Consider the following 12,803-nt stretch of genomic DNA (forward strand, 5'->3'; position numbering starts at 1 on the left):
ATAAGGAGTATGACATATGGCTGAACAACAACAACGCCGTGGCGGCCGTCGCCGTCGTAGAAAAGTATGTTTCTTCTGCGCAAACCATATCGATCATCCTGACTACAAAGACGTAGATTTACTCAAACGTTTCATTTCTGAAAAAGGGAAAATCTTACCACGTCGTGTAACTGGGACTTGCGCGAAGCACCAACGTGCTTTAACCGTTGCTATTAAACGTGCACGGATTATGGGTCTTTTACCATTTACTGTACAAGACTAATTTTACTGACTAGAACTTCGGTTCTAGTCTTTTTTGTTTCACGTGAAACATTCCTCGTCAACTAGAGAAACTAGAATAAATGTGGTAAAATAGAGGAGAATAAAACTACTAGGAGGTGGACAGTGAAAAAAGATAGAATAAGGCAGTTTATAAAACTGTTGGACCGCTCTTCAATGAAGTGGCCAGTATTGTTTTTTACCGTCTTTTATCTCTCTATTATTCTAGCAACGCTTGCTTATATGCCCTGGATAGCACTTCTGATGCTAGTGTTAATGTTCTTATTCATACTGATTGGATTTAATCATTTTGAAGGTTACATGCAATATTTAGAACAGCAGTACTCTAGTGTGGCACCAACCTTGCACTTAGCGCAAGAAGATGCCTTGTATCGTGCTCCTATTGCGGTGCTTATCTACAATAATAAGCACGAGGTAGCCTGGGTTAACCCAGAGTTTCAGCATCATTATGGGAATCTACAACTTCTGGGACAGCCACTTGCTAAGTTACATCAAGGTTTAGGAGAAATAATAAACCAAGAAAATCCAGAAAAACAATGGCAAACTATTGAGGTAAATCAAAAGTATTATCGTTATCTACATCAACCGTCCTATCAGGCGATTTACTTTATTGATCAAACACCTGAACATGAGATGGTAGCTCAAAGAGCGTATGATCGTATAGTCTTTGGCTACTTGCTCATTGACGAATACGATGAATTAGTACAGTCCATGGATGACAGTGAGACTTCGCTCTTTGATGCTAAACTATTAAATGGTTTGCGAGAATGGGCTAATCAATTCAACCTTTATCTCAAACGTTTAGAAGATGATCGGTTTTTAATATTAGCTAATCAAGCAGCCCTAGATGTGTTGGAGAAGGATAAATTCAAAACGCTAGAAAGCATAAAAGAAACAGAAGCTAAACAGTCAATCCCTGTATCGATAAGTGTAGGGCTTGCATACTCAGAGGACACCTATTATGGGCTTGATGAACTAGCCAATCAAGCTCAACTTAATGTAGAGTTAGCTTTAGCGCGTGGGGGTGATCAGACTGTAGTTCGCTCACACAACGGTCAAGCCCGTTTTTATGGTGGTAAGTTGAACGTTAACCAAAAACGCTCAATTACACGTTCTAAATTGGTTTATCAGGCCCTGCTGACCTCTGTCGAACAAGCCAACCGTGTGATTATTGCGGGCCATAAATATCCTGATATGGATGCTGTTGCGTCAGCCTTAGGGATTCATAAAATTGTAAGTCAACAGGGTAAATTTGCTAGAATTATCCTTGATCGCCAGGAGTTATCTGATGATGTGGCTCAGCTTCTTGAATTTCCTGCAATCAAGAATGAGGCCTCCAATCTATTCATTAGTTTAGAGGAAGCTCAAGAGATTGTTGATAATCGTACTCTCGTTGTCATGGTGGATCACCACAGACCTAGCTTATCTGCTGCTGGCCCACTAGTGAATGAGCATGAGGTGGTCATCATTGATCATCACCGCCGAAGTGAAGATTTCCCTACTAAGCCAGTCCTAACCTTCATTGAGCCTTATGCCTCATCAACATCAGAGTTAGTTACGGAATTCTTCATCTATATGCGGAACAGTCACGAAACACTGAACAAAACAGAGGCAACAGCCCTCTTAGCTGGTATTATTGTGGACACTAATAACTTTGCCAGTCGCACAGGGTCGAGAACTTTTGATGCAGCAAGTTATCTTAAGTCTCGTGGTGCTAATGAACACTTAATTCAGCAGTTGCTTAAGGAAGACCTTAAGCGATTGTTAGAGCGCAACGAGATTATAGCTCAGGCCCATTATATCGGTGAAGATATTATTGTAGCTAAGGCTCAAGAGGGAAAAGTTTATGACAATGTGACAGCCTCTCAAGCAGCGGATGTCATGCTAACACTTAAAAAAGTAGAAGCTTCTTTTGTTATATTTGAGCGCCCTGATCAAACAATCGGGATTAGTGCCCGTTCCATGGGTGGGCTTAATGTCCAGACCTTGATGGAAGAAATGGGTGGGGGTGGTCATTTGACTACTGCTGCAACTCAAATAAAGGAATCAAGTCTTGATCAAGTCTATCAAGACTTAGTAGAGACCATTCAACGTAATAAGGAGGAAAGTTGATGAAAGTAATCTTACTACAAGACGTAAAAAAACAAGGAAAAAAGGGTCAATTGATTGAAGTATCGGAGGGCTATGGCCGTAACTTCTTAATCAAGAATGGCTTAGCTAAACTTGCTGATAATGCTGCAGTTAATCAATTAAATGCTGAAAATAAAGCTAAGACTCGCTTAGAGGCTGAAGAATTGGCTCAAGCAAAAGACCTTAAAGAAAAACTCGAAGATGAAAAAACTGTGATTGTAATTAAAGCAAAGTCAGGCGCAGATGGTCGTCTCTTTGGGACGATCCCATCGAAACAAATCGCTGAAGAACTTAAAAAACAGTATAACCTCAGTATTGATAAACGCAAGATTCAGCTGGAACAAAATTTAGCTTCCTTAGGCTACCACCATGTAGTAGCTAAGTTACATCATGATGTGACCGCCAAACTTAACGTTCATGTTGTAGAAGCCTAAGTGTACATCTTAAAGGGACTGACTAGGTCAGTCCCTTTATTGTTTCACGTGAAACATTCGACCTAATTAGAGACAAAAATGGGCAGCTATCAGTTGCTATTTTTTCGGATATACGGTAAAGTAAATAGTGGTTGTGAAACTTTTTTGTTTCACGGATTATTCACAAGAAAGAAGGCTCTCATCCATGAATCCAGAGACATTTATTGCCCAATGCGCCGCACATGGACTAGTGCTGAATGACCAGCAAATTGCCCAATTTGAGCGCTATTTTCAACTCTTGGTTGAGTGGAATGAGAAAATGAATTTAACGGCCATTACCCAACGTGAAGAAGTCTACCTCAAGCATTTTTATGACTGCTTAATGGCTCTATGGAATATGCCCTTGGATAATTACGCTCTTCAACTCTGTGATGTTGGGGCTGGCGCAGGATTTCCAAGTATTCCATTAAAAATCGCTCATCCGGAATTGCAAGTGACAATCGTCGACTCACTCCAGAAGCGTCTGACTTTTATTGATCATTTGGCTCAGGAACTTGGCTTAGAAGGGGTATCCTGTGTCCATGGACGTGCTGAAGATGTAGGACAAAATCCTGTCTATCGAGGGCAGTTTGATTTAGTAACAGCTCGGGCGGTCGCAAGCCTCAATGTTCTAGCAGAATACTGCCTTCCTTTAGTTAAGATTGGAGGCCAGTTCTTGGCATTGAAAGCACAGAAGTCAGACCAGGAGCTAGAAGAAGCAGGGGCAGCCATTCGTGTTCTAGGTGCCAAGCTAATCAAGGTAACGGAAGACCAGTTGCCAGTTGAGTCAGCAGACCGTCGTTATATTCTGATTCAAAAAACAAAAGAGACGCCTAATAAGTATCCGCGTAAGGCAGGTAAACCTGCCAAAAATCCAATAAAAGCCTAGGAGGTAAGCTATGGGAAGAATGATTGCAATCGGAAATCAGAAGGGTGGCGTTGGTAAAACAACGACTACCGTCAACTTGGGAGCTGCCCTGGCTTTCCAAGGCAAGAAAGTCCTGATTATTGATATGGACTCACAGGGGAATGCAACCAGTGGTTTAGGGATTGAACGAGCTGACGTTAAGCAAAGCGTCTACGAAGTCCTAGTCGATCAAATTGAAGCAGCGGGAGCTATCTTGCCTACTTCTCGCGAGAATCTCTGGATTTTACCATCTACCCTCCAATTAGCTGGGGCAGAGATTGAACTGGCAACAGCAGACCACCGCGAATCAAGGCTCAAACAGGCTATTGAACCTATTAAGGCTGACTACGATTATATTTTAGTAGATTGTCCACCATCACTCGGCCAGTTATCGCTCAATGCATTTACAGCGAGTGATACCATCTTGATTCCAGTACAGTGCGAATACTATGCCTTAGAAGGTTTGAGCCAACTCTTGAACACTATTCGCTTGGTTCAACGTACCTATAATAAGAACTTTCGGATTGAAGGCGTACTCTTGACCATGTTGGATGCTCGAACCAATTTGGGTTATGAAGTGGTTGAAGAAGTGCGTAAATATTTCCAAGAAAAAGTCTATCAGACAATCATTACACGTAATGTCCGACTCTCTGAAGCGCCATCCTATGGTCAGTCAGTCATTGACTATGATCCAAAATCTCGTGGAGCTGAAATGTATATGGACTTAGCCAAGGAGGTGGCTGCAAATGGCTAATAAACCAAAACCTAAGCAAAAACGAAGTGGTTTGGGTCGGGGCATGGATGCCTTATTTACCCCTTTAGAAGAAACGCCATCTGAGTTCGAACAAGTTGAAGAAATCAGCTTAGAGGCTATTCGCCCTAACCCTCATCAGCCGCGTAAGCATTTCAATGAAGATGCCCTCAATGAATTGGCCGACTCCATTCGGAATAATGGCGTCTTCCAACCTATCATCGTCCGTAAGTCAGCCATCAAAGGCTATGAACTAGTAGCCGGCGAACGTCGGGTTAGAGCTAGTCGTCTAGCGGGGCTCACCACCATTCCGGCCATTGTCCGTCAACTTGATGAACGGGTTATGATTGAGATTGCCGTTTTGGAAAACTTGCAACGGGAGGACTTGAGTCCACTGGAAGAGGCGGAAGCCTACGACATGCTCATGAACAAGTTGAATTTGACCCAGGCAGAAGTGGCTGAACGTATGGGAAAGAGTCGGCCTTATATTGCCAATTATCTACGACTCTTAACTTTACCAGATGAAGTGAAGAAATTGGTTCAAAAAGAAGCACTATCTATGGGCCAAGCAAGAACCCTGCTGTCACTTAAGGATAAGAAGCAGTTGGTGACCCTAGCACAACGTGTCATCAAGGAACAACTAACAGTCCGTCAGTTAGAAGACTTGGTACAACAACTCAATGAGAAGTCCCAAGCCAAACAAATCAAAAAGACCAAGAAAGCAGACAAAAAGCCATCTTATATCTTAGCTTGCGAGCAAAAACTGCAAGAACGTTTTGGCACCATGGCCTTGATTCAACAGCGGGGTGACAAGGGTAAGATTGAGATTGAATACATGGATGAATCTGACCTCATGCGTATCCTAGATTTGCTACAAATTCAAGCCTAGGAGGAAACCATATGCAAAAAGACTATGATCTTCATGACATTATCGAGATGAAAAAGCCTCATGCTTGCCAAACTAACCGTTGGCAGATTATCCGTATGGGCATGGACATCCGAATCAAATGCTGTCACTGCGGACATATTGTGACCTTAACCCGGCGCGACTTTGAAAAACGACTTAAGAAAATCAAAGAAAAAGCGCCCGAAAAAATCTAGCTAAAGAAAGAGTGAATGACATTGGCATTAACAGCCGGTATTGTAGGTCTTCCTAACGTTGGGAAATCTACCCTATTCAATGCAATTACAAAAGCAGGTGTCGAAGCGGCTAACTATCCCTTCGCTACCATCGATCCAAACGTCGGGATTGTTGAAGTTCCTGATCAACGTCTGATTGAAATTACCAAACTTGTTAAACCTAAAAAGACAGTGCCAACGGCGATTGAATTTACTGACATCGCAGGGATTGTAAAAGGTGCAAGCCGTGGTGAGGGGCTGGGTAACAAGTTCTTAAGCCATATTCGCCAAGTTGACGCCATTTGTCACGTGGTCCGTTGTTTTGCCGATGGCAATATTACGCACGTTTCAGGTAAGGTAGACCCACTTTCAGATATTGAGACTATTAACCTAGAATTGATTCTGGCCGATTTGGAAACCATCGATAAGCGCATTGGACGTGTAGCCAAACTAGCTAAATCTAAAGATAAAGATGCAGTAGCGGAATTAGAGGTTCTAGAAAAGTTAAAAGCTGCGCTAGAAGACAATCAACTGGCTAATTCTGTTGACTTCTACGATGAACAACTACCTTATGTACGCAACCTCTTCCTCTTGACACGCAAAAAGATGCTTTACGTTGCCAATATTGGTGAAGATGAAGTGGTGGATCCTTCGGATAACCCATATTTAGCTCAGGTGCGCGAGCTAGCGGCTAGCCAAGGTGCAGATGTCGTACCAATTTGTGCGCGTTTGGAAGAAGAAATTGCTGAATTGGATGATGAAGAGAAGGCTGTCTTCTTGGAAGACTTCGGTTTGCAAGAATCTGGTTTGGACCGTCTTATCCAACATGTCTATAGCCTCTTAGGACTAGCCACTTACTTTACGGCTGGGGAACAAGAAGTTCGAGCTTGGACCTTCAAACAAGGTATGAAGGCGCCACAAGCAGCTGGGATTATTCACTCTGACTTTGAACGTGGCTTTATCCGAGCTGAGACGGTTTCTTATCAAGATTTAGTCACTTACCAAAGTATGCAGGCCGCCAAAGAAGCAGGTCGTGTACGTTCAGAAGGTAAAGAATACGTTGTACAAGACGGCGACATTATGCTGTTCCGCTTTAACGTATAGCCTATAGGAGGAAAAATCATGACTGAAGAAATTAAACAAACAGAGCAAGTAGAGACGGAAGCAGAGGTTGCAGTTGAGGAGGCTTCTGCCAGCTTAACAGAGTCAGAAATTTTTGGCCGTTTAACCAAACGCAACCAACAATATATGTTGACCCTGGACAGAAACTTAGCAGCTGCTAATCTAACCGAGTCTATTCGACAACAAATCTACCAAGAAATGTGCGAAACCTTGGAAGAGGGTCAACAGACCGGGCAGACTGCCCGTCAATTATACGGCACGCCGACTGAATGTACGGCTGTTATCTTAGAACAACAGTTTCCTAGTGATGACGAAGGCGAGCGCTCGGCCGATTGGAAGATTGCCCTCGATGGTGGCTTGCTATTAGGATCTGTCTTTACTTTGATTACGGGCTTCTCGCTTATGCGTCAAGGGGAACATAGTGAAGCAACAATCAACAATATGGGCTTAATCACCTTAATCGTTAACTACTTAGTGGCAGGGATTGCCATGCTGATTGTGTCCAAGGTGCTACCAGACATGGATGCGCCTAAAGGCAAGCGCGGCTACTTTAAATACTTCTCTGTGTCTTCTCTGGCTATGCTAGGGTGGATTGTTGCTGTCAGCATCTCGAGCGTCATCTTCCCAACGGCTATCAACCCAGTCTTTCCATATGATATCTACTTCATTATAGGGGGCTTAACCTTCCTCTTGCGCTTCTATCTCAAAAAGCGGTGGAATATCAAGGGTGGCCTTTTCTAACAAAATTGAAAGACCGATTCAGTCGTAAGCTGAGTCGGTTTTTTAGTATGCAAGATCTAGGAGATTAAAGTAAAGCAACAAGATTAGAATTTACAAAGAATGAGCCTTTAGGCTTGCTCCTAAGGGGCGAAAGTGGTATTTTATTAAAAATAACTGTTGCTGAGAAGTCAAAGGAGGAAATAGAATGTCAGGTTGGGAAACAAAATTTGTACGTGAAGGATACACATTTGACGATGTCTTGCTGGTGCCAGCGCGCAGCGAGGTATTGCCAAATGATGTGGATTTAAGAGTTGAGTTAGCGCCTAATCTAAAATTGAATATTCCAATTATTAGTGCTAGCATGGATACTGTTACGGATTCGACCATGGCAATCGCTATGGCCCGTCAAGGTGGACTGGGTGTCATCCATAAAAACATGTCCATTCAAGAACAGGCTGAAGAAGTTCGTAAGGTAAAACGTTCAGAAAATGGCGTCATCATCGATCCTTTCTATTTAACACCTGACAATACGATTGAGGATGCGGAAGAATTAATGAGCCGTTATCGGATTAGTGGGGTACCGATTGTAGAGAGCCTTGAAAGCCGTAAGTTAGTCGGGATTATTACCAACCGTGACCTCCGTTTCATTCCAGATTATAGCCATAAGATTGTGGAATATATGACGCATGAAAAATTGGTAACTGCTCCGGTTGGGACGACCCTAGAAGAGGCAGAAAAGATTCTTCATCAACACCGGATTGAAAAATTACCAATTGTCGACGAATCAGGTCGACTATCCGGCTTAATCACCATTAAAGATATTGAGAAAGTCATTCAATTCCCTAACTCTGCCAAGGATCAACACGGTCGCCTTTTAGTTGCGGCAGCTGTAGGGATTACCAGTGATACTTTCGATCGTGCAAGTGCCCTCATTGCTGAGCAAGTAGATGCTTTGGTCATTGATACTGCCCATGGCCACAGTGCTGGGGTTATCCGTAAGATTAAGGAAATTCGTGAGACCTTCCCAGATGTCACCATCATCGCTGGTAACGTGGCAACTGCTCAAGCCACTCGGGACCTCTTTGAAGTAGGGGTAGATGTCGTTAAAGTCGGGATTGGACCAGGTTCTATCTGTACTACCCGGGTTGTAGCCGGTGTTGGTGTGCCTCAATTAACTGCTATTTATGACTGTGCGACAGCTGCCAAAGAATACGGCAAGGCTATTATTGCAGATGGTGGGATTAAATATTCAGGGGATATCGTTAAAGCCCTTGCCGCTGGCGGCCATGCGGTCATGCTAGGGAGCATGTTGGCTGGTACGGACGAGTCACCAGGTGAATTTGAAATCTACCAAGGCCGTCGTTTCAAGGTTTATCGTGGTATGGGTAGCTTAGCTTCAATGGAAAAAGGTTCAAGCGACCGTTACTTTCAAGCCACCAACGAAGCCAACAAACGTGTACCTGAAGGGATTGAAGGTCGCGTTGCCTACAAGGGAAGCGTGGCGGATATTGTCTTCCAAATGATTGGGGGCCTTCGCTCAGGTATGGGCTACTGTGGAACACCAAATCTCCAATCCCTACGTGAAGATGCGCAATTTATCCGCATGAGTGGTGCAGGCTTGATTGAGTCTCACCCACACGACGTTCAAATCACCAAGGAATCACCTAACTACTCTCGTAGCTAAAGATTTTAAATGAGATGCCTCTAGGGGCATCTTTTCTTTGTCTATAACTTTTAATAAAACTTAAGACACAGGGCATCTGGTTTGATGTATAATGAAGGAGACTTGATAAGAAAGTGAGGACAGCAAGATGCGAATTTTGGTAGCAGATGACGATCGCGAAATTGTTGAATTACTCAATATTTATCTTCATAATGAAGGTTACGACGTAATTAAGGCCTATAACGGCCATCAAGCCTTAAGTTACATTAAAAACGATGTGGACCATGAAATTGGCCTCATCATTTTGGACATTATGATGCCAAAAGTCGATGGTATGCAGGTCCTGGATAAGTTACGTGCCGCAAATTATGAGACACCCGTCTTAATGTTGAGCGCCAAAAGTTCAGATCAAGACAAGATTCAAGGACTGACCAGTGGGGCTGATGACTATGTCACCAAGCCATTCAACCCATTAGAAATTATTGCGCGGGTCAAGTCCATCTTGCGTCGCCAGTCTACCTATCAGAAGGAAGTGGCAGAGCCAGATGTTATTGAGATTGGTCCTTTAATTATTCGACGCGCTTCCCACGAAGTAAAGACCTTAACGGATAAGGACATTCAGTTGACGGCTTTAGAATTTGGTATTCTTTATCTTCTAGCTAGCCATCCCAACCAAGTCTTTAGTGCCGAAGAAATATTTGAAGCCGTTTGGAACCAAGAAAGTATTGTGTCAGCCAAGACGGTTATGGTCCATGTCAGCCATTTGCGGGATAAGATTGAAGCGGCCACAGAAGGTGAACGTGTCATTCAGACCGTATGGGGAGTAGGTTATAAGATTGAAGGATAAGGATAAAAAATCGCCTCAACAACTCAGCATGCGCTTGACGCGCAGCGAGCGGAGCGAACTCATTGTAGAAGCCATTATTACCATGAGTTTAATCTTCTTACTCTATCTCAGCGCTCTCTTGATCTATCGCCAAGCCATTGATTATAAATTAAACTTCTTTGGCCTAGATACCACGCTACGCCATATGCTAGGCTTAACACGCCAGCAAATTATTGTCTCCGTCTATATTTTTTCTCTTGCCTCCTGTGTGGTTGCTATCCTTGTCACCAATTGGCGGGTCAAGCGACGCATTAATCAAATGAAGTTAGCTCACATTCTGGACTATCTTAAATATATTGCGCAAGGCCACTATGAGATTCGTATTCCTCAGACAGACTTAGGTGAGATGGATGAAGTGGTCAGCTCAATCAATCATTTGGTAGATAGCACGGTCAAGGCCATTGAAGAAGAACGGAAGATTGAAAAGTCGAAGGATGAGCTTATTACTAATATAGGACATGATATCCGTACGCCTTTGACTTCTGTCATAGGTTACCTAGGTTTGATTGAGAACCAACAATATCATAGTCAGGAAGAACTAGCCCGTTATGCCCACGTTGCCTATCGGAAGGCCCAGCAGATGCAGAGCTTGGTTCAGGACCTCTTTACTTATACAGCTACTCGTCAGACGACAACGGAAATCAAACCAGTTCAGGTTCAGGTACTACGTTTCATGGAACAGTTAGTGGCTGACTTCGAACTCAACGCCAGAGAAAAAGCCATTGAACTACGCTTGGATATCCGGCCGCAGAACTTGCTTGCTAGCTTTGATGTCGATAAGATGGCGCGAGTTTTCCATAACCTTTTATCCAATGCACTTAAATATGGTGCTGGCGCACATTATATTGAGTTATTAGCTTATCAAGAGGAAGACTATATTTATTTTAAAGTTAAAAACGACGGACAAGCGCTTGATAAGACTGAATTAGAAGACATTTTTCAAAGAAGCTATCGGGCTGATCAGTCACGCAGTGCTAACCAACCTGGAACAGGCTTAGGATTAGCCATCGTCCGTAATATCGTTGAACTTCACCATGGCCGTGTTTATGCCGAGGTAGAAGGCAAAGAAACGATTTTTACTATTGAAATCCCCCAAAAATCCCCCCAACAATAAGGTGTACTATGAAAAAACGTAATCTCTTCCTAGCCTTTTTAGGTCTATGGCTAGGTCTACAGGCTATAGCCACAACTGCTATTCAAGCAGTTGGGACAGAGCCAAATCTCAACGCTCAGTCTGCGATTGCGGTAGATGCTGCTAGTGGACAAATTTTATATCAGAAGAATCCAATGGCACTATTAGAAGTAGGGAATTTGACCAAGCTGCTTAGTTTGCTAATCATCTATGATGCGCTAGACCAAGAGAGCATTCATTTGAATGATCGTGTGACTCTATCTGATGAGGCTTATGCCCTGAGTCAGAATTATGAATTGTCCAATGTACCGTTACGACAAGACTTAGATTACTCTGTCGCCGAACTTTTAGAGGCGGTTGAAATTGGCTCTGCTAACGGGGCTCTCCTAGCCCTAGCTGAGCACACAGCAGGTAGCAAAGAAGCTTTCCAAGACTTAATGCAAGCCAAGGTTCAATCCATACTAGTGGATTCAGAAAAGATTGATGAGGTTGACCGAGGAGAGTGGCAGGCCCTAGTTCCTGAGCTTGTTAATCTAACGGGCCTTGTAGAACAAGAGGAAGGTGTGGCAAGCAAGCAGCAGAATAAGCTCAATGCTATCATTCTAGCAGCTATAAGCTACCAATTAGTCAGTCGCCATCCTGAACTCTTAGACAATACCAAAATAGGTGCTAAGCTCTTCCGCCAAGGGACTGATGATCAGTTTGAGATGCATAACAGCAACCAAATGTTAGCCGGCCAAGCCTATGAATATGACCAAGTTGATGGGCTAGTCAGTGCCTCGACAGCTCACGATGGCTATGGAACGGTCCAGACCATGGCGCGCGATAATTTTCGCGTTATTGTTCTCACACTAGGAAATAGCGAGTCAGCTCAAAGCTATCATGATAGTAAGAAACTGTTAGATTATGTATATGGGACCTATCAGCTTAAACGCGTTATCTCTACAGGAGATTCGGTCACGCAGATTACTCAATTGTTAGCTCACGATGGTGAACCTGAGCAAGTACAGGCCTATTATGGCGAAAATTTAGACCTCGCAATTCCTATTGTTGATACCACGCCTCGCATTGATTATCTCTTTGAGCCAGATTCTAACCTAGTGACAGCCATTGACAATGGTTGGAATATTCAGGCGCCGCAAGCGGGTGGACAAGCAATTGGACAGGTGCAGGCAGTTATTAAGCAACATGCTATGCAGTTTCTTCCTACAAGTAAGACCAACCGTGTCAGTGTCAAGCTCAGCCATGACATTAAGGAAGCAGGTTTTATGACCAAGTTTTGGCGCGGGCTTGGCCGTTTCTTCAGCGGTCTAGCAGAAGGAATTCGGCAGTTCTTTACCAGACTATTCAATTAATTTTGAAGGGGAAGCTTTAGGGCTTCCCCTTTAATATATTGAATAGGCAATATATTGTGGTAATACACAATGGCTTAAGCTATAAAATGTAGAGAATAGCTATACGGAGCCAAAGGCAAAGTAGTTAAGAAAAAAAGAATTATAGCACTATATTTAGGGAAGACTAAAAATTAAAACTACTAGATATAGTAGGTGGAGAAAAAGTTAATAAAAGGCGAAAAAAATGTAGGAAAAGTATTGACGAAGAGAAGGATTCATGCTAATATATAGAAGTTGTCACGTGGTGA

At 43.2% G+C, this 12,803-nt stretch carries 13 protein-coding genes; all 13 read left to right on the forward strand.

The features are described 5' to 3' along the window. The first annotated feature begins 16 nt into the window (after positions 1 to 16). Complete coding sequence (gene rpsR, locus HMPREF3093_RS08090) at positions 17 to 262, forward strand: 30S ribosomal protein S18 (protein WP_023392587.1); 246 nt, start codon at positions 17 to 19, stop codon at positions 260 to 262. Between the two features lie 317 nt (positions 263 to 579). Beyond that, on the forward strand, positions 580 to 2,391 hold the full coding sequence (locus HMPREF3093_RS08095; RefSeq protein WP_180363292.1) for a DHH family phosphoesterase: 1,812 nt from the start codon (positions 580 to 582) through the stop codon (positions 2,389 to 2,391). Continuing rightward, on the forward strand, positions 2,391 to 2,843 hold the full coding sequence (gene rplI / locus HMPREF3093_RS08100) for a 50S ribosomal protein L9 (protein WP_070756480.1): 453 nt from the start codon (positions 2,391 to 2,393) through the stop codon (positions 2,841 to 2,843). The genes HMPREF3093_RS08095 and rplI overlap by 1 nt, the downstream gene beginning before the upstream one ends. A gap of 184 nt (positions 2,844 to 3,027) precedes the next feature. Next, complete coding sequence (gene rsmG, locus HMPREF3093_RS08105; protein WP_070756481.1) at positions 3,028 to 3,750, forward strand: 16S rRNA (guanine(527)-N(7))-methyltransferase RsmG; 723 nt, start codon at positions 3,028 to 3,030, stop codon at positions 3,748 to 3,750. Positions 3,751 to 3,760: 10 nt separating this feature from the next. Beyond that, positions 3,761 to 4,522, forward strand: a complete 762-nt coding sequence (locus tag HMPREF3093_RS08110; protein ID WP_023392591.1) for a ParA family protein — start codon at positions 3,761 to 3,763, stop codon at positions 4,520 to 4,522. Beyond that, positions 4,515 to 5,408, forward strand: a complete 894-nt coding sequence (locus HMPREF3093_RS08115) for a ParB/RepB/Spo0J family partition protein (protein ID WP_070756482.1) — start codon at positions 4,515 to 4,517, stop codon at positions 5,406 to 5,408. The genes HMPREF3093_RS08110 and HMPREF3093_RS08115 overlap by 8 nt, the downstream gene beginning before the upstream one ends. Positions 5,409 to 5,419: 11 nt before the next feature. Beyond that, positions 5,420 to 5,620 carry a DUF951 domain-containing protein gene (locus HMPREF3093_RS08120; protein ID WP_023392593.1) on the forward strand — a complete coding sequence of 67 codons (201 nt, stop codon included), beginning with the start codon at positions 5,420 to 5,422 and terminating at the stop codon, positions 5,618 to 5,620. Between the two features lie 21 nt (positions 5,621 to 5,641). Beyond that, the gene (ychF, locus tag HMPREF3093_RS08125) at positions 5,642 to 6,742 is read left to right on the forward strand and encodes a redox-regulated ATPase YchF (RefSeq protein WP_070756487.1); all 1,101 of its coding nucleotides are present in this window, start codon (positions 5,642 to 5,644) and stop codon (positions 6,740 to 6,742) included. A gap of 18 nt (positions 6,743 to 6,760) precedes the next feature. Continuing rightward, positions 6,761 to 7,501, forward strand: coding sequence for a DUF1129 domain-containing protein (locus HMPREF3093_RS08130; RefSeq protein ID WP_083316328.1), 741 nt, complete (start codon positions 6,761 to 6,763; stop codon positions 7,499 to 7,501). A 184-nt stretch (positions 7,502 to 7,685) separates the two neighbouring features. Beyond that, complete coding sequence (gene guaB, locus HMPREF3093_RS08135) at positions 7,686 to 9,164, forward strand: IMP dehydrogenase (protein WP_070756483.1); 1,479 nt, start codon at positions 7,686 to 7,688, stop codon at positions 9,162 to 9,164. A gap of 127 nt (positions 9,165 to 9,291) precedes the next feature. Continuing rightward, on the forward strand, positions 9,292 to 9,990 hold the full coding sequence (locus HMPREF3093_RS08140; protein WP_023392597.1) for a response regulator transcription factor: 699 nt from the start codon (positions 9,292 to 9,294) through the stop codon (positions 9,988 to 9,990). Next, positions 9,980 to 11,143: a sensor histidine kinase gene (locus HMPREF3093_RS08145; RefSeq protein ID WP_083316329.1), complete on the forward strand. Its 1,164-nt coding sequence runs from the start codon at positions 9,980 to 9,982 to the stop codon at positions 11,141 to 11,143. The genes HMPREF3093_RS08140 and HMPREF3093_RS08145 overlap by 11 nt, the downstream gene beginning before the upstream one ends. 8 nt (positions 11,144 to 11,151) lie before the next feature. Then, positions 11,152 to 12,516, forward strand: a complete 1,365-nt coding sequence (locus tag HMPREF3093_RS08150; protein ID WP_070756484.1) for a D-alanyl-D-alanine carboxypeptidase family protein — start codon at positions 11,152 to 11,154, stop codon at positions 12,514 to 12,516. Positions 12,517 to 12,803 lie beyond the last annotated feature (287 nt).

Source organism: Abiotrophia sp. HMSC24B09 (assembly GCF_001815865.1).
Taxonomy (GTDB): domain Bacteria; phylum Bacillota; class Bacilli; order Lactobacillales; family Aerococcaceae; genus Abiotrophia.